Source organism: Agrococcus jejuensis (assembly GCF_900099705.1).
Lineage (GTDB): Bacteria > Actinomycetota > Actinomycetes > Actinomycetales > Microbacteriaceae > Agrococcus > Agrococcus jejuensis.
The window spans coordinates 430093-451165 of the sequence record NZ_LT629695.1; the positions used below are offsets into that span (position 1 = coordinate 430093).

Consider the following 21073-nt stretch of genomic DNA (forward strand, 5'->3'; position numbering starts at 1 on the left):
GCAATGGCACCGGTCACCACTCCCTAGCGCGCGAGCCTCAGGATCGCCCCGCGCTCCTCCTTCGTCAGCTCCCGCGTCGCACCCGACGCGAGCGTGCCGAGCGTCAGCGGGCCGAAGCGGCGCCGCACGAGGTCGATGACCGGGTGGCCGACGTGCTCGAGCATCCGACGCACGATGCGGTTGCGGCCCGAGTGCAGCGTGATCTCGAGCATCGACGCCTGCCTGCCCGGCGTGCCGAGGATGCGGGCCTTGTCGGCGCGGATGAAGCCGTCGTCGAGCTCGAAGCCGTTGCGCAGCGTGCGCACGATGCGCGAGTCGACGCGTCCCTGCACCTTCGCGACGTACGTCTTCTCGACGCCGAACGACGGATGCGCGAGCACGTTCGCGAGCTCGCCGTCGTTCGTGAGCAGCAGCAGGCCCGACGTGTCGTAGTCGAGGCGGCCGACGTTGTAGACGCGCTCGTCGAGGTCGCGCGTGTACTGCGTGAGGTCGGCGCGGCCGCGGTCGTCGGCCATCGACGACACGACGCCCGTCGGCTTGTTGAGCATGACGTACCGCTTCGACACGTCGAGCTGCACGGGCGTGCCGTCGACCGTGACGCGCGCGTCGGGCGTGATGCGCGTGCCGAGCTCGGTGACGACCTCGCCATCCACCTCGATGCGGCCGTCGACGATCATGTCCTCGACGACGCGGCGCGAGGCCACGCCGGCAGCGGCGAGCACCTTCTGCAGGCGCTCCCCCTCGGTGGGCAGGTCGTGGTCGGTCACGCGTCGTCCTCGTCGGAGTCGGGCAGCAGGGGCGAGATGGGCGGCAGCTCCTCGATCGAGCCGAGGCCCATCTGCTGCAGCAGCAGGTCGGTGGTCTCGTAGTGGATCGCGCCGGTCTCGGGATCCGTGAACGCCTCGGTCACGAGGCCGCGGCCCAGCAGCGTGCGCACGACGGAGTCGACGTTCACGGCGCGGATGGCCGCGATGGCGCCGCGCGTGATGGGCTGCTTGTAGGCGATGACCGCGAGCGTCTCGAGCGCCGCCTGCGACAGCCGCGTCGGCGTCTGCGTGAGCACGAATCCCTCGACGTCGGCGTCGTACTGCTCGCGCACGTACATGCGCCAGCCGCCGGCGACCTCGCGCAGCTCGAAGCCGCGCTCGGGGCCGTCGGCCTCGCCGGCGTAGTCGGCGCGCAGCCCCTCGACGGCGTCGCGCACGGCGGCGACGGGCGCGCCGAGGGCGCTCGCGAGGTGCACGACGCCTTGCGGCTCGTCGGCGACGAGCAGGATGGCCTCGAGCCGGCGCGCGAGCGGCAGGTGCGAGCGGTCGGGCCGCTGCTCCTCGTCGGGCTGCGCCTCGGATGCCTCGGCTGCGTCGAGCGCGTCGGCGTCGGATGCGACGGGTGCGTCAGTGGTCATAGTCGGCTCCCAGGGTGCTGAGCTGGTCGTCGCGGAAGTCGTGGCCGGTCCACGTGATCGAGAGCTCGCCGAGCGGCTCGACCTGCTCGAAGCCGAGCGCACCGCGACGGTAGAGCTCGAGCACGGCCAGGAAGCGCGCCACGACGACGCCGCGGCTCTCGGCGCCGGCGACGAGCTCGCGGAACGATCGCGTGCCGCTGCCGCGCAGGATCGACACGACGTGCGCCGCCTGCTCGCGGATCGACACGAGCGGCGCGTGCAGGTGCGCGAGCCCCACGACGGGGATCTCGCGCGGCGTCATCGCGAGCAGCGCGAGGGCGGCGAAGTCGTCGGCAGACAGCGTCCACCGCAGCTCGGGTGCGCGGTTGCGGAATCGCTCCTCGAGCCGCACCGAGCGCGCGTGCCGCGTCGACTCGGCCGTGAGGCGTTCGTCGAACCAGGCGGCGGCGCCCTTGAACGCGCGGTACTGCAGCAGGCGGGCGAAGAGCAGGTCGCGCGCCTCGAGCAACGCGACGTCCTCGGCATCCACGACCTCGCCGGCGGGCAGCAGGCTCGCAACCTTCAGGTCGAGCAACGTGGCGGCGACGACGATGAACTCGCTCGCCTCGTCGAGCATCCCCTCGCCCTCGAGCGTCGACAGGTACGCGATGAACGCGTTCGTCACCTGTCCGAGCGCGATCTCGGTCACGTCGAGCCTGCGATTGCCGATGAGCGTCAGCAGCAGGTCGAACGGGCCGTCGAAGTGCTCCTGGTGGACGCGGAATCCGGTCGCGTCGTCGGCGGCGGCCTCGGGCTCGCCGTCGACCGTCGCGACGGCGGCGTCCTGCTCGGTCGACGCCTCGGGCTCGACCACGCGCTCCGTCACCGCGCGCCTCAGGCGACGGCGCCGCGGGCGATGAGCTCGCGCGCGACCTGGCGGTACGCATCCGACGCGGAGTGCTCGGGTGCGTACTGCGTGATGGGCGTGCCGGCGACCGATGCATCCGGGAACTTCACCGTGCGTCGGATGACGGTCTCGAGCACCGACGGCCCGAACGCCTCGACGACGCGCTGCAGCACCTCGCGCGAGTGCAGCGTGCGCGAGTCGTACATCGTCGCGAGGATGCCGTCGAGGCGCAGCGCCGGGTTGAGCCGGTCCTGCACCTTGTCGATCGTCTCCTTCAGCAGCGCGACGCCGCGCAGCGCGAAGTACTCGCACTCGAGCGGCACGAGCACGCCGTGCGCAGCCGTGAGCGCGTTGACCGTGAGCAGGCCGAGCGACGGCTGGCAGTCGACGAGGATGAGGTCGTAGTCGTCGGAGACCTGGCGCAGCACGCGCGCGAGGATCTGCTCGCGGGCGACCTCGCTCACGAGGTGCACCTCCGCGGCCGACAGGTCGATGTTCGCCGGGATGACGTCGAGGCCCTCGACGCTCGAGTGCTGGATCGCCTCGCGCGTGTCGCGCTTCGACGACAGCAGCAGGTCGTAGATCGTCGTCGCCTCGTGGTTCTCGATGCCGAGACCGGCCGAGAGCGCACCCTGCGGGTCGAAGTCGACGGCGAGCACGCGACGGCCGTACTCGGCGAGCGCGGCGCCGAGGTTGATGGTCGTCGTCGTCTTGCCGACGCCGCCCTTCTGATTGCACATCGCGATGATGCGCGCGGGCCCGTGTCCCGTCAGCGGGGCCGGCACGGGGAACTCCTGCAGCGGACGCCCCGTGGGTCCCATGGCGGGTGCGTCGAGGCCCGGCAGCGCTGCCGCCTGCTCCGTCCCACCGCTCATGTCGTCGAGTCTAGGTGCGCGCCGCGCACGCTCCTCGCAGCGCGAGCGGGCGTGTATCTCAACCACTGGTCGAAGGTTCGGGCGGGGTCCCAGCGGTCTCGACGGCTCGTGCGACGCGGTGCATGCCGGTCGACGGGTCGGCGCAGCAACCCCCTCCGTCGCGAGGATCGGATGCGCCATCGTGGAGCGATGGACCGCGACGCCGACCTCGAGCGCACGATGCTGCGCCTCGTCGACGAGCGCGCCCCCGATCGCACGATCTGCCCGAGCGACGTCGCCCGCGCCGTCGGCGACGCCGACTCGTGGCGCTCGCTCATGGACGCGACGCGCGCCGTCGCCGCCCGCCTCGCCGACGCCGGCGAGGTCGAGGTCACGCAGCGCGGCACGGTCGTCGACGCGCGCACCGCCCGCGGGCCCGTGCGCATCCGCCGCCCGCGCTGACCCCGGCCCGAGCGTCGCCGCGCGCTTGCGTTCTGCAGGCGATCAGGGGTGGCAGAGGGGCATCTTCCCTCCGCCCACCCGAATCGCCTGCGAAGCGCAGACGGGAAGGCTGGACGCAGTCAGGCCGAGCCCGTGAGGCGCAGGAAGCCGGAGAGCTGCGCGAGGCCGTCGGCCTTGTACGGCAGCGAGTCGGCGATGCGGGGCGAGAAGACGACGTACGACGACCACTGCGCGCGCGAGATCGCCACGTTCATGCGGTTGCGATCGAGGGCGAACTCCGGGCCGCGCGGGGCGTCGTCGGCGCTCGACGCCGTCGTCGACATGATCGCCACGACCGCCTCCTGGCCTTGGAAGCGGTCGACGGTACCGACCCGCGTCTCGTGCAGGCCTGCGGCGTCGAGCGCGCGGCGCAGCAGCGACACCTGCGCGTTGTACGGGGCGACCACGATGACGTCGGCGGCCGTGAGCGGCCGCGACTCGTCGGATCGCGATGGATCGAGCCACTCGCGACCGAGCTGGTCGCGCACGATGCGCACGACCTCGACGGCCTCCTCGGGCGATTCGACGCCGTTCCCCACGTGGTCGACGGGCACGGCGTGCACGCCCGGCGAGCCCGCGAGCCTCCGCGCCGCCGCGACGGGCGCCGACGTCAGCTGTCGGTCGTACGACAGCGCCGACACGGCCTCGCACAGCACGGGATGCATGCGCCACGACTGCGCGAGGAAGACGCCGAAGCGGTCGGGCAGCACGTGATCGTCGCCCGACAGCCAACCGAGCGCCGAGCGGTCGATGGGCTCGGGATGCGTGCCCTGGCTCACCTGCGGCAGCTGCTGCGGATCCCCGAGCAGCAGCAGGCGGTCGGCGGCGATCGAGCACGCGATCGTGTTCGCGAGCGAGAACTGCCCGGCCTCGTCGATGACGAGCAGGTCGAGCGCGTGCCTGGGCACCTGGTCGGCGTTCGCGAACGTCCACGCCGTGCCACCGACGATGCGGCCGCCGTCGCGCGCGAGGAAGGCCGCGATGTCGCGCGTCTCGAGCGGCGTGCCCGGCACGGTCGTCGCGCCGCTCTTCGGCTTCTTGCCGACGCGGTCGGCCGGCACGCCCAGGTCGATGGCCTTCTGCAGCAGGTGCTCGACCACGTCGTGCGACTGCGCCACGACGCCGATCTTCCAGCCGCGCTCCGCGAGCGCGCGCAGCACCGTCGCGCCGACGTGCGTCTTGCCCGAGCCGGGCGGTCCCTGCACGGCGAGGTACGACCGGTGCATGCCCTCGAGCGCGTGCACGATGCGCTCGGCGGGCGTGCCGGCGTCGGCGGCGAGCAGGCCGCCGCGTACGCGCGGGGGCTCGCGGCGCAGCAGGTCGAGCGCCGAGTCCGCGATCGGCGTGGCGCTGGCGGCCACGTGCTCGCCCCACTCGAGGATCGCGGCACGCTGCTTCGGCGTCGGGATGGGGCGCGACGGCGTGAGCGCGAGCGGCAGCTGCGACCAGCCGACGCCGTCGGCGGCGCGCTCGTCGAGCACGACCGTCCACGTGCCGGAGTCCTCGGTCGCCTCGACGACCTCGACGTCGGCGTGCGCGCGGTACGTCGCGCCGTCGTCGACGTCGCCGAACGGCGCGGGCGAGTCGTAGACGACGAACGGGCGGTCGCCCGTGCTCAGGCGAGAGCCCGCAGCCATGGGCCCGACGAGTCGCAGCCGGCGTCGCGGCTGCCTGGCGCGCGGCGGCGTCTGCCAGCCGTCGACGACCTCGATCGCGACGTCGGTGGGCGCGAGCACGTCGCGCTGGTCGCGCCACAGGTCGACGTGCCCGTCGAGCCGTGCGAAGTGCTCGCCCCAGTAGGCCGTGTCCTCGCGTCGGTGGTACTCGACCGCCGCGGCGGCGAGGGCGACGGCGGCTTGGTCGTCGGTGCGCTCCTTCGCCGGCACGTGCGCGATCGTGGCGCGCAGGCGCGCATCCACCGCGTCCTCCCGCGCCTCGAGGCGCTCCGAGGCCGTCGACTCCACGACGATGCGGCGGCGTCGCGGCACGCCCGCGTCGTCGGCGAGCCCCACGAGCCAGTCGCGCAGGCCCGCGGTCGCGGCGCAGTCGTACTGGTTGTAGTCGCCGATCTCGCCGAGCAGCGCATCCGCCTCGTCGGCCCGTCCCTCGCCGCGCAGCTCGCCGACGCGCTGGTAGGCGACGATCGACGCGCCACCGTCCTTCACGGCGCTGTCGCGCAGCCGCGAACCCATGAACAGCGGCTCGAGGCGCTTGAGCGAGTACGACGACTCCGAGATGCGCACGGCGCCGCGCACGATCGGGTAGAGGTCGACGAGCACGTCGTCGGCGAGCAGGTCGCGCACCTCGTCCTCGCGGATGCCGTGGCTCGCCGAGATCGACCGCAGATGCGTCACCTCGTAGGGCGCGTAGTGGTAGACGTGCAGGTCGGGCCACCACTGTCGCCGTGCGGCGAGCCAGTCGAGGAAGTCCTCGAGCGCGCGCCCCTCGGCGGCGAAGTCGTGCGCCCAGAAGGCCGTGAAGACCTCCTCGCCGGTGTCGTACGTCGTGGCGCCGAACAGGTAGTCGATGCCCCAGTGCTCGCCGTCCCACCAGAGCGGGTCGCCCTCGAAGTCGAAGAAGACGTCGCCGGGGCTCGGCTCGGGCAGCCGACCGAGCACGCGCGCGTCGAAGAGCTCGTGCAGCACACCCGTCTCGGGCGCCGCGAGCTGCAGCCGCGCCTGCACGCGCAGCGAGGCGAGCGTCGCGTCGCCCACGCCCGGCACGGCGCCCGACGATGCAGCGAGGTCGTCGATCGTGGCGATGCCCGCAGCCCGCATCCGCTCGCGCTGCGTCACGCGCAGGCTCGCGACGAGCAGCAGGTCGCGCGTGCGCCCGACCTCCACGGTGCACGTCGCGCAGCGACCGCACTGGCGGATCCCCGGCGTGTCCCACGCGATGGGCTCGGATGCCGCACGGCGTTCGGCGAGCAGCGTGCGCATGCGCCCCACGGCGCGCTCGAAGACCGGGAGCACGTCGTCGAGGCTGTGCGTCGTGGTCTCGCCGGAGCCGAGCATGAGGTGCACGTCGTCGTGCACGGGGATGCCCTCTCGCTGCAGCTCGAGCGCGTAGGCGGCGAGCTGCAGCAGCGCCGTCGTCTTCGCGCTGCGCGCGAGCTTGGCGTCGTAGACGGCGTACGCCCACGAGCCGTCGCGCCGCTGCTCGCGCACGAGGAAGTCGGCGAAGCCCATGAACCCCGTCGTCTCGTCGAGGAACGTCGCCTGGAACGCGACGTCGGCGCCATCGCGCATCGCCGCGAGCGACGCATCGCGGGCTGCAGCGAGGCCGGCGATCGACATGGGCTCGGGCCTCGCGATCTCGACGACGCGGTAGCCGGGCTCGCGCGCGGCGCGATCGCGGTACGTCTGCAGGATGCGCTCCTCGTGCGCGTCGCCGAGGCGGCCGGCGCGCGCGAGCATCGGGTCGTCGACGTCGTCGACCTTGTCGATGCGTCCGAGCTTCGCGTCGAGCGCGCGCAGCATCGCGAACTCGCACTCGCTCGCGGCCTTCAGGTCGCTCGCACTGTGCAGCAGCAGACCCTCGCGCACGAACATGCTCGTCACGGTACCGGCGACCACCGACGCGCGAGGCGTGGGCCAGACACCGCAGCCGGGCGCTGACGCCCGACCGTCACCACCCGGCCACCCCGGCGTCACCCGTGCCGCGTAGCCTCGCGCCGGGAGGCCCATGGACCCGGTGCTCGACGCGATCGTCGCGATGGCGGCGTCGCCGTGGGCGCTCGTCGTCGTCGCGGCGCTGTGCATCGTCGACTCGATCGTGCCGCCGCTGCCGACCGAGGCCGTCGTCATCGCGCTCGTCACGCTCGGCGCGGCGGGCGACGCCCCGCATCCCGTCGCGATCGGCGCGACGATCGCGATCGCCGCGACGCTCGGCGACTCGCTCGCCTACGTGCTCGGTCGCACGGTGGCGTCGCGCAGGTGGCTGCGCCACCGTCGCATCCGCACGCTCGCCCGGCAGGCGTCGACGCTGCTGCGCCTCCGCGGCGCCTCGATCGTCGTCGCCGCGCGATTCGTGCCGGGCCTGCGCGTCGCCGTGAACGCGACGGCCGGCGCCGTGCGGATGGATGCGCGCCGCTTCGTGCCGCTCGTCGCGACCGCCGCGACGCTGTGGGCGACGATCACGGTGCTCATCGGCGTCGGCGCCGCGTGGGCGCTCGGCGACTCCCCCGTGCTCGCGGCCCTCGCAGGTGCGATCGCGGGCCTCGGCGTCGGCCTCGCGGTCGATGCGATCCTGCGCCGCCGCGGGGTCACGACGCCGGCGTGACCGACCGCCGCGCCCTCGGGTGCGCCGTCGTGTACATGTCCCGCAGCGTGTCCGCCGTGACCCTCGTGTAGATCTGCGTCGTCGCGACGCTCGCGTGGCCGAGCAGCTCCTGCACGACGCGCACGTCGGCGCCGCCCTCGAGCAGATGCGTCGCGAACGAGTGGCGGAAGGTGTGCGGCGACACGTGCTCGACCTCGGCCTCGGCGGCGACGCGCTGGATGATCGACCACGCCGCCTGCCGCGACAGCCGTCCGCCGCGCGCGCCGAGCAGCAGCGCCGGCCCGCCCCGCCCTCGCACGGCGAGCAGCGGCCGCGCCCGCACGAGGTACGCGTCCACCGCGTCGCGCGCGTACGAGCCGACGGGCACGAGCCGCTGCTTGCCGCCCTTGCCCGTGAGCCGCAGCAGCTCCTCGTGCGCGTCGTCGACGTCGAGGTCGCACACCTCCGAGATGCGCGCGCCCGTCGCGTAGAGCAGCTCGAGCAGCGCCCGATCGCGCAGGCCGTTCGCGTCGTCGCCGCCCGCGTGCTCGAGGATGCGCTGCATCTGCGCGATCGTCACGGCCTTCGGCAGCGGCATGCCCTGCTTGGGCGGCCGGTGGTCGCGTGCGACGTCCTGCTCGACGAGCCGCTCGTCGACGAGGAACCGGTGGAGGCCGCGCACCGCCGACAGCTGGCGCGCGACGCTCGAGGCCGCGAGGCCTCGGTCGGCGAGGGATGCGTGGAACGCCTGCACGTCGGCCGCCTCGATCGCCGCGACGGCATCCCGCCCGCGCGACGCGAGCACCGCGAGGTACCCGTCGAGGTCGCGCCGGTAGGCGGCGAGCGTGTGCCGCGAGAGCCCGCGCTCGATCGTCAGCTGCCGCAGGTAGCGGGCGACGGCATCCGCGGGGCGCATGCGCGCGTCAGCGCTCGGGACGCGCGGGGCGGTGCCAGTCGAACGGCACGTCGGCGGGCTGCGGTGCGCCGTCGCGGGCACGCAGCGCCTCGTAGGCGAGCACGGCCGTGAGCATCGTGGCGTTGTGCAGGCGGTTCGACAGCGCGGCGGCGACGACCTCGGCGCGCGGCACCCAGCGCGCCTCCATGTCCGCCTCCTCGTCGGTGCGCGCGAACGTCTCGGGCGCATCCGACACGTCGGTCGCGAGGTAGATGCGCAGCATCTCGCTCGAGCCGCCGCCCGACGTCGAGATGTCGCACAGCACGCCCCATGTCGCGGCGACGGTGTCGGTCTCCTCGGCGAGCTCGCGCTGGGCGCCGACGAGCGGGTCCTCGCCCTCGACGTCGAGCAGTCCCGCGGGCAGCTCCCACATCGTGGCGCCGACGGGGTGGCGGTACTGATGCACGAGCAGCACCTCGTCGCGCTCGTTCACGGCGAGCACGGCGACGGCGCCGGGATGGTCGAGCAGGTCGCGCACGATCGTCGTGCCCGAGGGCAGGTCGACCGTGTGCCGCTCGACGTCCCACACGCGCCCGTGGAACACCGTCTCGCGGTGCGTCACCGGCAGGCTGCCGAGCGTGTCCTCGATCATGCGGTCGCGGCCTCGGTGGCCGACTCCGCCGACTCGGCGTCGACGTCGAACAGCTTCGACGCGCGCTGGCGCTCGAGCGACGCCTCGACGAGGCCGCGGAACAGCGGATGCGCGTGGTTCGGGCGGCTGCGCAGCTCGGGGTGCGCCTGCGTGGCGATGTAGTACGGGTGGCCAGGCACCTCGACGTACTCGACGAGGCGGCCGTCGGGCGACGTGCCCGAGAACGACAGGCCCGCCTCCGACAGCTGGTCGCGGTAGTGGTTGTTCACCTCGTAGCGGTGGCGGTGGCGCTCGTGCGACACGGGCGCGCCGTACACGCGCTCGGCGAGCGAGCCGGGCGCGAGCGCCGCCTCGTACAGGCCGAGGCGCATGGTGCCGCCGAGGTTGCCGCCGTGCACGTGGGCCTCCTGCTCCGCCATCGTCGCGATGACGGGGTGCGGGGTGCCCTCGTCGAACTCGCTCGACGACGCGCCCTCGATGCCGGCGACGTTGCGCGCGTACTCGATGACCATGCACTGCAGGCCGAGGCACAGGCCGAGCGTGGGGATGTCGTTCTCGCGAGCGAAGCGCAGGGCGCCGAGCTTGCCCTCGATGCCGCGCACGCCGAAGCCGCCGGGCACGCAGATGCCGTCGACGTCGGACAGCTGCTGCGCGGCGCCCTCGGGCGTCTCGCACAGGTCGGAGGCGACCCAGCGGATCTTCACGGCCGTCTGGTTCGCGAATCCGCCGGCCTTGAGCGCCTCGGTCACCGAGAGGTAGGCGTCCGGCAGGTCGATGTACTTGCCGACGAGGCCGATCGTCACCTCGTGGCGCGGGTGGTGCACGGCGTCGAGCACGGGCTGCCAGCGGCTCCAGTCCACGTCGCCCGCGTCGAGGCCGAGCTGCTCGATGATGTAGCCGTCGAGGCCCTGCTCGGTGAGCATCGTGGGGATGTCGTAGATCGAGGGCACGTCGACGGCGTTGACGACGGCGCGCTCGTCGACGTCGCACATGAGCGCGATCTTCGTGCGGTTCGACGCGCTCACGGGGCGGTCGGAGCGCAGCACGAGCGCGTCGGGCTGGATGCCGATCGAGCGCAGCGTCGCGACGGAGTGCTGCGTGGGCTTCGTCTTCTGCTCGCCCGACGCGCCGAGGAACGGCACGAGCGACACGTGCACGAAGAACACGTTCTTGCGGCCGAGCTCGTGGCGCACCTGACGGGCGGCCTCGATGAACGGCTGGCTCTCGATGTCGCCGACGGTGCCGCCGATCTCGGTGATGATGACGTCGGGCTGCGGCACGTTGTCGGCCTGCAGGCGCATGCGGCGCTTGATCTCGTCGGAGATGTGCGGGATGACCTGCACGGTGTCGCCGAGGTACTCGCCGCGGCGCTCGCGCTCGATGACGCGCGAGTAGATCTGGCCCGTCGTCACGTTGGCGGCCTGCGAGAGCTCGATGTCGAGGAAGCGCTCGTAGTGGCCGATGTCGAGGTCGGTCTCGGCCCCGTCGTCGGTCACGAAGACCTCGCCGTGCTGGAACGGGTTCATCGTGCCCGGGTCCACGTTGAGGTACGGGTCGAGCTTCTGCATCACGACGTGGAGGCCACGAGCCGTGAGGAGATTGCCGAGGGAAGCGGCCGTGAGGCCCTTGCCCAGGGACGAGACGACGCCGCCCGTCACGAAGATCTGCTTGGTCACCCGGGAATCGCTCGCCACGGGCTCTCACACTATCGGACCCGGAGGCGGCGTCCGTCAGCGACGCGGCTGCGGCGTGGCGTGCGCGTCGGCGAGCAGCTCGGCGGCGTGCGCGAGCGCGGTGTCGGATGCGGTGCCGGCGAGCATGCGGGCCAGCTCCTCGACGCGCGCGTCGTCGCGCACGGTCTGCACGCTCGACGCCGTCACGGAGCCGTCGGTGGCCTTCACGACCGTGATGTGGCGGTCGGCGAACGCGGCGACCTGCGCGAGGTGCGTCACGACGATGACCTGCGCGTGCTGCGCGAGCGCCGCGAGGCGACGCCCGATCTCGATCGCGGAGGCGCCGCCGACGCCGGCGTCGACCTCGTCGAACACGAACGTCGGCACGTCGTCGGCCGCGAGGGCGACCTCGAGCGCGAGCATGACGCGCGAGAGCTCGCCGCCCGACGCCGCCTTCGCGACGGGACGGGGCTCGGCGCCCGGATGCGGCGCGAGCAGGATCGCGACGTCGTCGCGCCCGTGCTCGTGGTGCTCGTCGCCGGGCGTCACCGCGATGCGCAGGCGCGCATCCGGCATCGCGAGCGCTCGCAGCTCGTGCTGCACGCGCTCCTCGAGGTCGGCGGCGGATGCGGTGCGCACCTCGGTGATGCGGGTCGCGAGGGCGTCGGCGGCGTCGCGCTCGGCGGCGATGCGCTGCTCGAGCTCGAGCGTGCGCTCGTCGTCGGCGTCGAGCTCGACGAGCCGCAGGGCGCCGAGCCTGCCGTGCTCGAGCGCGGCCTCGATGGAGTCGTAGCGACGCACGACGGGCGCGAGCACCGCACGGCGCTCCTGGATCTCGTCGATGGGCCGTTCGGGCGCCTCGAGCGTGTCGGCGTAGCGCGTGAGCTCGGCGGCGGCCTCCTGCACGGCGGCCTCGGCGTCGGCGAGCAGCGACAGCGCGGTCGCGAGGGCGGCGTCGTCGCGCTCGCCGCGCTCGACGAGGCGGCGGGCGGTGCCGACGAGCGTCGTCGCGTCGATGCCGTCCTCGCCCGTGATGGCCGTGTGCGCCTCGGCGACGATGGCGCGCAGCGACTCGACGTGCTCGAGCCGGTGCGCGAGCGCGTCGAGCTCGGCGTCCTCCCCCGGCTGCGGGTCGATGGCCTCGAGCGCCTCGAGCTCGGTGCGCAGCTCGTCGGCCTCACGGCGGCGCGCGTCGCGCTCGGTCGTGATCGTCGTGAGCTCGCGCTCGGCGTCGCGCCACGCGTGCAGGTGCCCGCGGTAGTCGACGAGCAGCGTCTCGAGCGCCTCGCCCGCCGCGCGGTCGAGCGCTGACAGCTGCGCCTGCGCGCCGCGCAGCCGCTGCTGGTCGGACTGCCCGTGCACGGCGACGAGCGAGTCGGCGAGCGACTGCAGGGATGCGGCGGGCACGTTCGCGCCGCCGATCTGCGCGCGGCTGCGGCCCTCGCGCGACACGGAGCGCGCGACGAGCAGCTCGCCGTCCTCGACGACGCCGCCCGCGTCGTCCACGAGCTCGCGGTCGGTCGCGTCGTCGAGCATCCACACGCCCTGCACCGCGGCGCGGTCGTCGCCGGCGCGGATGAGGCCGGCATCGGCGCGCGCGCCACGCAGCAGCGACAGCGCCTGCACGACCATGGTCTTGCCAGCGCCGGTCTCGCCGGTGATGGCGGTGAAGCCGGGCGCGAGCTCGAGCACGGCGTCGTCGATGACGCCGAGGCTGCGGATCGCGAGCTCCTCGAGGCGGGTCCTGCTCACGAGGCGCTCCTGGCGGCGTCGCGCCACCCCTGCACGGGCAGGTCGAACTTCGCCACGAGCCGGTCGGCGAACGGCGCGGGCGTCAGGCGCGCGAGGCGCAGCGGCGTCTCCGAGCGGCGTGCCTCGACGCGTGCGCCCTGCGGCAGATCGACCGAGCGGCGCGAGTCGCACCACAGCACGGCGTCGCTCGTCGAGTGGGGCGAGATCGTCACCGACATCGTCGACTCGGGGCCGACGACGAGCGGACGCGTGAAGAGCGCGTGGGCGCCGAGCGGCACCATGAGCATCACCTGCGCCGTCGGCCACACGATGGGGCCGCCCGCCGAGAACGAGTACGCGGTGGATCCCGTGGGCGTCGCGAGCAGCACCGCATCCGTGCCGAACGACGAGATGGGTCGGTCGTCGACCTCGAGCAGCGCCTCGATCATGCGGCCGGCGCCGTGCTTCTCGATCGCGGCCTCGTTGACGGCCCAGGTCGCGGCGACCTCGACCTCGTCGATGAACACGCGCACGTCGAGCGTGAGTCGCGACTCGACCTCGTAGTCGCCGGCGACGGCGTGGTCGACGACGGCCTGCACGTCGGCCACCTCCGCCTCGGCGAGGAAGCCGACGTGGCCCATGTTGATGCCGAGCAGGGGCGCTCCCGTGAGCCGCTGCAGCTCGGCGGCGCGCAGGATCGTGCCGTCGCCGCCGAACGTGACGACGAGCTCGATGTCGCCGGGCGCGTCGGCGTCGAACGTCGACACGACCTCCGCCTCCGCGGCGTGCGCGACGAGCGCAGCGCGCTCCTCGGGCACGAGCACGGGCGTCACGCCGACCTCGACGAGTCGGCGGCACACGCTCGAGGCGGTGCGCAGCGTCTCGTCGCGACCCGGGTGGAACACCACGAGGAAGCGGCGCTCGCTCATTCGCCCTCCGTCCGCGCTCACGTGCATGCTCATTCTGTCGGATGCGCGCCGTGGGCGTCGTCGGTTGCGCTGCGAGCGAGGAGGTCGGGCCGATCGCCGAGCTGTGCGGGATCCATGGCGCCCGCCCGCAAGTGCGCGAGGTACTCGCGGTTGCCGTGGGTGCCGACGACGGGGCTCGCGGCGAGGCCGGCGGTGCCGAGGCCCAGGGCCCACGCGGCGTCGAGCACCTGGCGGATGGCGCCGGCCCGGGCCGCGGGGTCGTCGACGATGCCGCCCCGCACACGGCCGCGGCCCACCTCGAACTGCGGCTTCACGAGCACGAGCCAGTCGGCGTCGGCGGTCGCGACGGCTCGCACGGGCGGCAGCACGAGCGCGAGCGAGATGAACGAGACGTCGGCGACGACGAGCGACGGCTGCGGATGCATCGGCGGGCGCAGGTCGCGCACGTTGACGCCCTCGCGCAACGTGATGCGGTCGTCGAGCGGCACCTGGAACTGGTCGTGCCCCACGTCGAGCGCCGTGACGTGACGAGCGCCGCGCGCGAGCAGCACCTGCGTGAAGCCGCCCGTCGAGGCGCCGACGTCGAGGGCGTCGCGGCCGGCGGGGTCGACGTCGAACGCGTCGAGCGCCGCGAGCAGCTTGCCCGCCGCGCGCGACACCCAGCCGTCGTCGTCGACGTCGATGCGCGCATCCGGCGCGACGGGCGCGGAGGGCTTCGTCGCGACGACGCCGTCGACGCGCACGGCACCGGCCGCGACGAGGCGCGCGGCGTGCGTGCGGCTGCGCGCGAGGCCACGGGCGGCGAGCGCCTGGTCGAGGCGCGTCGGCGAGAGGTCGGTCACGACCCGGCGAGCGCCGCCTCGAGGCGGTCGTGCAGTGCCGCGAAGGCCTCGGCGCGACGCTCGAGCGGCTGCTCCTCGATGACCTCGATCTCGTCGAGGAGGCCTGCGCTGGTGTCGTCGGTCACGGCATCCACGGTACCGCTGCGGCGTCGCCTCGCGCGGGAGGCGACGCCGCGGCGACGGTCAGTTGAGCTCGCGGAACCCAGGAAGCTCGCCGTGCGCGAGCGCGGTCTCGGCGAGCTCCTGCAGCGCCGTGAGCGCGACGCGCTGCGAGATCGGCCCGAAGGAGACGCGGGCGACGCCGAGCTCCTGGAGCTCGTCGAACGACGGCGTGCCCGGCAGCGCGATGGTCGTGAGGCGCTGCTTCCCGAACGCGTCGACGAGGGTGCGCACCTCGTCGCTCGTGAGCGGACCCGGCACGAACACGATGGGTGCACCGGCGTCGAGGTAGGCGCGGCCGCGCGCGAGCGCGTCGGCGATCACGACGTCGCGGTCGCGGTCGCCACCGACGGGGAACGCATCGGTGCGCGCGTTGAGCACGAAGTCGGGCACGCCGGCATCCTTCGCGGCGCGCATGATGGCCTCGACCTGGCTCGCGGCCTCGTCGAGCGGCTTCAGCTGGTCCTCGATGTTCGCGCCGACGACGCCGAGCTCGATCGCACGGCGGATGGTCTCCGGCGCGTCGCCGTACCCGCCCTCGAGGTCGGCCGAGACGGGCAGGTCGGTGACGGCGAGGATGCGGCGGATCATGTCGAGCATCTCGTCGACGGGGATCTGCTCGCCGTCCTCGTAGCCGAGGGTCGCGGCGATCGAGTGGCTCGCGGTCGCGAGGGCGACGGTGCCCTGGGCGCCGGCGACGGCCGACGTCGAGATCGGATCCCAGACGTTGACGACCTTCAGCAGGGCGGGGTCGCGGTGGAGGCGCAGCAGCTCGGATGCGCGGTCTGCGGTGGTGCTCATGATGGCTCCTTCTGTCGTGGGTCGGCCGCGCGTCGTCCGGATGCGCGGCGTGATTCGGATGGGTCGGATCGGATGGGGCGGATCGGATGGGTCGGATCGGTCAGTCGCCGGCGAGCGCCGCGAGCACGGCGAGCTCGTCGGCACGCGAGATGCCGCTGGCACGCGCCCGCTCGAGGCCGCGCTCGCGCTCGTCGGCGACGACGTCGCGCGCGGTCTCGGCCGTGGGGCGCAGGTGCACGCCGTCGTCGAGCAGCGCGGCGTTCGAGCGCGACCCGTGACCGTCGTACCCGACGGGCAGCCAGAGCGCGAGCGATCGCGGGCCGCCCCACGGCTGCACGTCGAGGCGCTCGAGGTCCGCATCCGACGCGAGCACGACGGGTCCCGCGTGCCCGGCGGCGGCGCGGATCTCGTCGACGAGCCCGTGCAGCGTCGAGACGGGGCCGACGGCGGTGCGCACGCCGACGACGCCGCGGGTGCCGAGGTCGACGACGGCGTCGGCGAGGTCGCGCACGTCGATGACCTGGGCGGCGACGTCGCGCTCGGGCACGAGCAGCGGGTCGTCGCCGGCGAGCGCCGCGCGCGCCGCCCACGAGCCGTAGCGGTCGCTCGGATCCCCGGGGCCGACGATGAGGCCGGGCCGCAGCACGAGCAGCCGGGCGCCGAGCGCCTGCTGCATGGTCTGCTCGACGTGCACCTTGGCACGGCCGTAGTCGTCGGGTTCGGCTGCAGGCTCGAGCAGCGGCGCCGACTCGTCGTCGCCCACGCGGTCGACGTCGCGGTGGACGGACACGGTGGACACGAGCGTCCAGTGCCGCGCGCGCTCGGCGAGCGCCTGCGCGGCGGCGGAGGCGTGCGCGGGGATGCGCGTGACGTCGACGACCTCGTCCCACTCCCCCGTGAGCGCGGCGAGCGCATCCGCTCCATCGTCGCGATCGGCCTGCACGAGCGTCGCGCCGTCGGGCACGGCGGCGCCGCGGGCGACGCACGTGACGTCGTGACCGGCGGCGAGGTGAGCGGCGGCGATCGCGTGGCCCAGCCAGGCGGTGCCACCGAGGACGAGGACGCGCATGCTGCGAGCATGGCACCGCGCGGGCACGGATCGCGCGGCCTTCGCGGCAGGCGAACCGACGGCCTAGGCTGCGCCTCCCGGGCTAGCGTCGAGCCATGGAGCTCGCGAGCGCACCGCCTGCCGACACCCCCGTGCCTGCATCCGTGCTCGCGATCGCCGCCGGACGTGCCACGCGCATGCTGTGGCGCAACGATCTCGGCGGCCTGACCATCGCCATCGATGGCGACGACCCGCTCGTCGCGAAGTGGAGCCCACCCGGCGGCCCTGCCCTCGCGGGCGAGGCAGAGCGGATGCGGTGGCTCGCCACTCGCCATCCCGCGCCGCTCGTGCGCGAGCACGTCGTGGTCGACGACGGCGAGCTGCTCGTGACCGAAGCGCTCCCCGGAGACGGCGCGGTGGCGAACCGGTGGCTCACGGACCCCGAGACGGCCGTGCGCGCGATCGCCGAGGGCCTGCGCCGGCTGCACGCGCTGCCGACCGACGACTGCCCCTGGACGTGGCTCCCCGCGGACCGGATCAGCAGCGCTCGCGCGCACGGCAGCATCGTGCCGACCCCGCTCGAGCACGCACCGAGCATCGACCACCTCGTCGTAGGCCACGGCGATGCGTGCGCACCGAACACCCTGCTCGATGACGCCGGCGCGTTCCTCGCGACCGTCGACGTCGGCAGGCTCGGTCTCGCCGACCGGTGGTCGGACCTCGCGGTCGCGACGATGTCGCTCGAGTGGAACTACGGACCCGGATTCGAGCCCGCGTTCTGGCAGGCGTACGGCATGGAGCCCGACGTCGAGCGCGTCGCCTACTACCGCGCGCTCTGGGACGTCGCCGACTAGCGCCTCAGCGAGTCATGTCCCGAAGACGCGAAAGGGCCCCAGCATCATGCTGGGGCCCAAAGGCGAAAGGGGCCCCAGCGTCATGGCTGGGGCCCCTTTCGAAAAGAAGTCCGGCGGTGTCCTACTCTCCCACAGGGTCCCCCCTGCAGTACCATCGGCGCTGTGAGGCTTAGCTTCCGGGTTCGGAATGTAACCGGGCGTTTCCCTCACGCTATGGCCGCCGAAACACTATGGATGTTTCAGTCTGAATCCTAGCGGATTCTTCGTTCTCGACCGTCCATCGAGAACCACAAAGTGGACGCAAGCATCACAACAGTCATGTGATGAGTTATCAAGTCATCGGCCTATTAGTACCGGTCAGCTCCACGGGTCGTTAGTCCCCGCTTCCACATCCGGCCTATCAACCCAGTCGTCTGGCTGGGGGCCTCTCGCCCGAAGGCATGGAAGTCTCATCTTGAGGCCGGCTTCCCGCTTAGATGCTTTCAGCGGTTATCCATCCCGAACGTAGCTAATCAGCGGTGCTCCTGGCGGAACAACTGACACACCAGAGGTTCGTCCAACCCGGTCCTCTCGTACTAGGGTCAGATCCTCTCAAACTTCCTACGCGCACAGAGGATAGGGACCGAACTGTCTCACGACGTTCTAAACCCAGCTCGCGTGCCGCTTTAATGGGCGAACAGCCCAACCCTTGGGACCTACTCCAGCCCCAGGATGCGACGAGCCGACATCGAGGTGCCAAACCATGCCGTCGATATGGACTCTTGGGCAAGATCAGCCTGTTATCCCCGAGGTACCTTTTATCCGTTGAGCGACAGCGCTTCCACAAGCCACTGCCGGATCACTAGTCCCGACTTTCGTCCCTGCTCCAGTTGTCACTGTCACAGTCAAGCTCCCTTGTGCACTTACACTCGACACCTGATTGCCAACCAGGTTGAGGGAACCTTTGGGCGCCTCCGTTACTTTTTGGGAGGCAACCGCCCCAGTTAAACTACCCATCAGGCACTGTCCCTGCACCGGATCACGGTGCGAAGTTAGATGTCCAGAGTGACCAGAGTGGTATTTCAACGATGACTCCACCTGAACTAGCGTCCAAGCTTCACAGTCTCCCACCTATCCTACACAAGTCACGCCGAACACCAATACCAAACTATAGTAAAGGTCACGGGGTCTTTCCGTCCTTCTGCGCGTAACGAGCATCTTTACTCGTAGTGCAATTTCGCCGAGTTCGCGGTTGAGACAGCTGGGAAGTCGTTACGCCATTCGTGCAGGTCGGAACTTACCCGACAAGGAATTTCGCTACCTTAGGATGGTTATAGTTACCACCGCCGTTTACTGGGGCTTAAATTCAGAGCTTCGCTTGCGCTAACCCCTCCTCTTAACCTTCCAGCACCGGGCAGGCGTCAGTCCGTATACATCGTCTTGCGACTTGGCACGGACCTGTGTTTTTAGTAAACAGTCGCTTCCCACTGGTCTCTGCGGCCGTCAAACGCTCAGGGAGCAAGTCCCATCACGCCTCAGGCCCCCCTTCTCCCGAAGTTACGGGGGCATTTTGCCGAGTTCCTTAACCACGATTCTCTCGATCTCCTTAGTATTCTCTACCTGACCACCTGAGTCGGTTTGGGGTACGGGTGACTTGAACCTCGCGTCGATGCTTTTCTCGGCAGCATAGGATCGTCGACTTCCCTCTAGGGTTCGGCATCGGCTCTCAGGGAATGTTGCAGACGGATTTGCCTATCTGCACCCCTACGACCTTGCCCGGACTCAACCATCGGCCCGGTTCGACTACCTTCCTGCGTCACACCTGTTAATACGCTAGCCGCACCAGCATGGGGTCGAGTGCTAGCTCAAGGACCGTCACCCCGAAGGGATCGGGTCCAAGAATTCGGACTCTTAGCACCACTGGATTGACTTGGGCGGTTCTTCGCCAGCGCAGGAATATCAACCTGCTGTCCATCGACTACGCCTGTCGGCCTCGCCTTAGGTCCCGGCTTACCCAGGGAAGATTAGCTTGACCCTGGAACCCTTGGTCTTTCGGAGGACATGTTTCTCACATGTCTTTCGCTACTCATGCCTGCATTCTCACTCGTGCAGCATCCACGGCTGGTTTCCACCGCCGCTTCACTCGCTGCACGACGCTCTCCTACCGATCCGCACGCCTGGACAGCCATCAAGTGGCTGCCGAGCTGTTGCGCGAATCCCATAACTTCGGTGGTGTGCTTGAGCCCCGTTACATTGTCGGCGCCGAATCACTTGACCAGTGAGCTATTACGCACTCTTTCAAGGGTGGCTGCTTCTAAGCCAACCTCCTGGTTGTCTAAGCAACTCGACATCCTTTTCCACTTAGCACACGCTTAGGGACCTTAGTTGATGGTCTGGGTTGTTTCCCTCTCGACTATGAAGCTTATCCCCCACAGTCTCACTGCTGCGCTCTCACTTACCGGCATTCGGAGTTTGGCTGACGTCAGTAACCTTTTGGGGCCCATCGGCCATCCAGTAGCTCTACCTCCGGCAAGAAACACGCAACGCTGCACCTAAATGCATTTCGGAGAGAACCAGCTATCACGAAGTTTGATTGGCCTTTCACCCCTATCCACAGCTCATCCCCTCAGTTTTCAACCTAAGTGGGTTCGGTCCTCCACGAGGTCTTACCCTCGCTTCAACCTGGCCATGGATAGATCACTTCGCTTCGGGTCTAGGACATGCGACTGAATCGCCCTATTCAGACTCGCTTTCGCTACGGCTACCCCACTCGGGTTAACCTCGCCACATATCGCTAACTCGCAGGCTCATTCTTCAAAAGGCACGCCGTCACAGCTACCAGGGCTGCTCCGACGGTTTGTAAGCAAACGGTTTCAGGTACTATTTCACTCCCCTCCCGGGGTACTTTTCACCTTTCCCTCACGGTACTTGTCCGCTATCGGTCATCTGGGAGTATTTAGGCTTACCAGGTGGTCCTGGCAGATTCACACGGGATTTCTCGGGCCCCGTGCTACTTGGGATCCCCCTCGCACCATAACGACATTTCGACTACCGGACTGTCACCGTCTGTGGTCAGCCTTTCCAAGCTGTTCGTCTATGTCGCGCTGTAATGCTTGCCGATCGGCAGATCGACTGAAGGGTCCCGCTACCCCGACCATGCAACGCCTGCCGGCTATCACACATGATCGGTTTGGCCTCTTCCGGTTTCGCTCGCCACTACTAACGGAATCACGGTTGTTTTCTCTTCCTGTGGGTACTGAGATGTTTCACTTCCCCACGTTCCCTCTACCCGCCCTATATATTCAGGCGGGAGTCACTGGGTCGGCACGCCGCCCAGCGGGGTTTCCCCATTCGGAAATCCTCGGATCGAGGCTCGTTTATCAGCTCCCCGAGGCTTATCGCAGATTACTACGTCCTTCATCGGCTCCAGATGCCAAGGCATCCACCGTTTGCTCTTAAAGACTTGATCACAACATGAGTATTGTTGGTCATCGGAAGCACCCGCCAAGAGCAGGTGCACCAAATAATTTTGATCAGAACATCCGAACTCGAAAGTCCGGAAGCTCTAAGATGCTCGCGTCCACTGTGTAGTTCTCAACATACG

Annotated in this window: 17 protein-coding genes and 2 rRNA genes; 3 read left to right on the forward strand and 16 right to left on the reverse strand. The window is 70.6% G+C overall.

Translation table 11 applies throughout. The annotated features are described in order from the left end of the window. Window positions 1-23: 23 nt before the first annotated feature. The 4 genes from BLQ67_RS01980 to BLQ67_RS01995 are packed head-to-tail and all read right to left on the reverse strand — an operon-like array spanning window position 24 to window position 3166. Entirely contained in the window at window positions 24-767 is a 744-nt protein-coding gene (locus tag BLQ67_RS01980; RefSeq protein WP_092501970.1) for a pseudouridine synthase, read from the reverse strand. After that, window positions 764-1405, reverse strand: a complete 642-nt coding sequence (gene scpB / locus BLQ67_RS01985) for an SMC-Scp complex subunit ScpB (RefSeq protein ID WP_092501972.1) — start codon at window positions 1403-1405, stop codon at window positions 764-766. The genes BLQ67_RS01980 and scpB overlap by 4 nt, the downstream gene beginning before the upstream one ends. Continuing rightward, a complete protein-coding gene (locus BLQ67_RS01990) occupies window positions 1395-2270 on the reverse strand; it encodes a segregation and condensation protein A (protein WP_231945130.1) in 876 nt (291 codons plus the stop codon). The genes scpB and BLQ67_RS01990 overlap by 11 nt, the downstream gene beginning before the upstream one ends. A gap of 8 nt (window positions 2271-2278) precedes the next feature. Continuing rightward, on the reverse strand, window positions 2279-3166 hold the full coding sequence (locus BLQ67_RS01995) for a ParA family protein (protein WP_092501973.1): 888 nt from the start codon (window positions 3164-3166) through the stop codon (window positions 2279-2281). 189 nt (window positions 3167-3355) lie between these two features. Here BLQ67_RS01995 and BLQ67_RS02000 point away from each other — a divergent pair, with 189 nt between their 5' ends. Further along, on the forward strand, window positions 3356-3607 hold the full coding sequence (locus BLQ67_RS02000; protein ID WP_092501975.1) for a DUF3253 domain-containing protein: 252 nt from the start codon (window positions 3356-3358) through the stop codon (window positions 3605-3607). Window positions 3608-3726: 119 nt separating this feature from the next. Here BLQ67_RS02000 and BLQ67_RS02005 read toward each other — a convergent pair whose 3' ends face one another. Next, window positions 3727-7197 (reverse strand): TM0106 family RecB-like putative nuclease, encoded by a 3471-nt coding sequence (locus BLQ67_RS02005; RefSeq protein WP_092501977.1) that lies wholly within the window; start codon window positions 7195-7197, stop codon window positions 3727-3729. Window positions 7198-7330: 133 nt separating this feature from the next. On the opposite strand from BLQ67_RS02005, the gene BLQ67_RS02010 reads away from it, so the two are divergent. After that, on the forward strand, window positions 7331-7927 hold the full coding sequence (locus BLQ67_RS02010; RefSeq protein ID WP_092501979.1) for a DedA family protein: 597 nt from the start codon (window positions 7331-7333) through the stop codon (window positions 7925-7927). Here BLQ67_RS02010 and xerD read toward each other — a convergent pair. The 9 genes from xerD to BLQ67_RS02050 form a co-directional block, all read right to left on the reverse strand. Beyond that, window positions 7911-8822, reverse strand: coding sequence for a site-specific tyrosine recombinase XerD (gene xerD, locus BLQ67_RS02015; protein ID WP_092506730.1), 912 nt, complete (start codon window positions 8820-8822; stop codon window positions 7911-7913). The two genes, BLQ67_RS02010 and xerD, sit on opposite strands and share 17 nt — an antisense overlap. A gap of 7 nt (window positions 8823-8829) precedes the next feature. Next, entirely contained in the window at window positions 8830-9453 is a 624-nt protein-coding gene (locus tag BLQ67_RS02020) for an NUDIX domain-containing protein (protein ID WP_092501980.1), read from the reverse strand. Beyond that, on the reverse strand, window positions 9450-11129 hold the full coding sequence (locus BLQ67_RS02025; protein WP_172802237.1) for a CTP synthase: 1680 nt from the start codon (window positions 11127-11129) through the stop codon (window positions 9450-9452). Before BLQ67_RS02025 ends, BLQ67_RS02020 begins: the two co-directional genes overlap by 4 nt. A 54-nt stretch (window positions 11130-11183) precedes the next feature. Further along, window positions 11184-12878, reverse strand: a complete 1695-nt coding sequence (recN, locus tag BLQ67_RS02030; protein WP_092506731.1) for a DNA repair protein RecN — start codon at window positions 12876-12878, stop codon at window positions 11184-11186. After that, a complete protein-coding gene (locus tag BLQ67_RS02035) occupies window positions 12875-13786 on the reverse strand; it encodes an NAD kinase (protein WP_092501984.1) in 912 nt (303 codons plus the stop codon). Before BLQ67_RS02035 ends, recN begins: the two co-directional genes overlap by 4 nt. Window positions 13787-13815: 29 nt before the next feature. Further along, window positions 13816-14628, reverse strand: coding sequence for a TlyA family RNA methyltransferase (locus BLQ67_RS02040; RefSeq protein ID WP_092501986.1), 813 nt, complete (start codon window positions 14626-14628; stop codon window positions 13816-13818). Then, window positions 14625-14753: a hypothetical protein gene (locus BLQ67_RS16935; protein ID WP_260979943.1), complete on the reverse strand. Its 129-nt coding sequence runs from the start codon at window positions 14751-14753 to the stop codon at window positions 14625-14627. Before BLQ67_RS16935 ends, BLQ67_RS02040 begins: the two co-directional genes overlap by 4 nt. A gap of 58 nt (window positions 14754-14811) precedes the next feature. Beyond that, complete coding sequence (locus BLQ67_RS02045; RefSeq protein ID WP_092501988.1) at window positions 14812-15588, reverse strand: isocitrate lyase/PEP mutase family protein; 777 nt, start codon at window positions 15586-15588, stop codon at window positions 14812-14814. A gap of 100 nt (window positions 15589-15688) precedes the next feature. After that, complete coding sequence (locus tag BLQ67_RS02050) at window positions 15689-16657, reverse strand: NAD-dependent epimerase/dehydratase family protein (RefSeq protein ID WP_092501990.1); 969 nt, start codon at window positions 16655-16657, stop codon at window positions 15689-15691. A gap of 95 nt (window positions 16658-16752) precedes the next feature. Here BLQ67_RS02050 and BLQ67_RS02055 point away from each other — a divergent pair, with 95 nt between their 5' ends. Next, window positions 16753-17490, forward strand: a complete 738-nt coding sequence (locus tag BLQ67_RS02055; RefSeq protein WP_092501992.1) for an aminoglycoside 3'-phosphotransferase — start codon at window positions 16753-16755, stop codon at window positions 17488-17490. Between the two features lie 108 nt (window positions 17491-17598). On the opposite strand, the gene rrf is transcribed toward BLQ67_RS02055, so the two are convergent. Together rrf and BLQ67_RS02065 are read right to left on the reverse strand one after the other, a co-directional pair. Then, a 5S ribosomal RNA gene (gene rrf, locus BLQ67_RS02060) occupies window positions 17599-17715 on the reverse strand. Window positions 17716-17817: 102 nt separating this feature from the next. Next, window positions 17818-20938: ribosomal RNA gene (locus tag BLQ67_RS02065) — 23S ribosomal RNA — on the reverse strand. Window positions 20939-21073 lie beyond the last annotated feature (135 nt).

Bases quoted from the DNA above. Each gene is read 5' to 3' on its own strand.
- scpB (WP_092501972.1), bottom strand. From the start codon at position 1,405: ATGACCACTGACGCACCCGTCGCATCCGACGCCGACGCGCTCGACGCA.
- BLQ67_RS01995 (WP_092501973.1), bottom strand. From the start codon at position 3,166: ATGAGCGGTGGGACGGAGCAGGCGGCAGCGCTGCCGGGCCTCGACGCA.
- BLQ67_RS02000 (WP_092501975.1), top strand. From the start codon at position 3,356: ATGGACCGCGACGCCGACCTCGAGCGCACGATGCTGCGCCTCGTCGAC.
- BLQ67_RS02005 (WP_092501977.1), bottom strand. From the start codon at position 7,197: ATGTTCGTGCGCGAGGGTCTGCTGCTGCACAGTGCGAGCGACCTGAAG.
- BLQ67_RS02010 (WP_092501979.1), top strand. From the start codon at position 7,331: ATGGACCCGGTGCTCGACGCGATCGTCGCGATGGCGGCGTCGCCGTGG.
- xerD (WP_092506730.1), bottom strand. From the start codon at position 8,822: ATGCGCCCCGCGGATGCCGTCGCCCGCTACCTGCGGCAGCTGACGATC.
- BLQ67_RS02020 (WP_092501980.1), bottom strand. From the start codon at position 9,453: ATGATCGAGGACACGCTCGGCAGCCTGCCGGTGACGCACCGCGAGACG.
- BLQ67_RS02035 (WP_092501984.1), bottom strand. From the start codon at position 13,786: ATGAGCGAGCGCCGCTTCCTCGTGGTGTTCCACCCGGGTCGCGACGAG.
- BLQ67_RS02045 (WP_092501988.1), bottom strand. From the start codon at position 15,588: ATGAGCACCACCGCAGACCGCGCATCCGAGCTGCTGCGCCTCCACCGC.
- BLQ67_RS02050 (WP_092501990.1), bottom strand. From the start codon at position 16,657: ATGCGCGTCCTCGTCCTCGGTGGCACCGCCTGGCTGGGCCACGCGATC.
- BLQ67_RS02055 (WP_092501992.1), top strand. From the start codon at position 16,753: ATGGAGCTCGCGAGCGCACCGCCTGCCGACACCCCCGTGCCTGCATCC.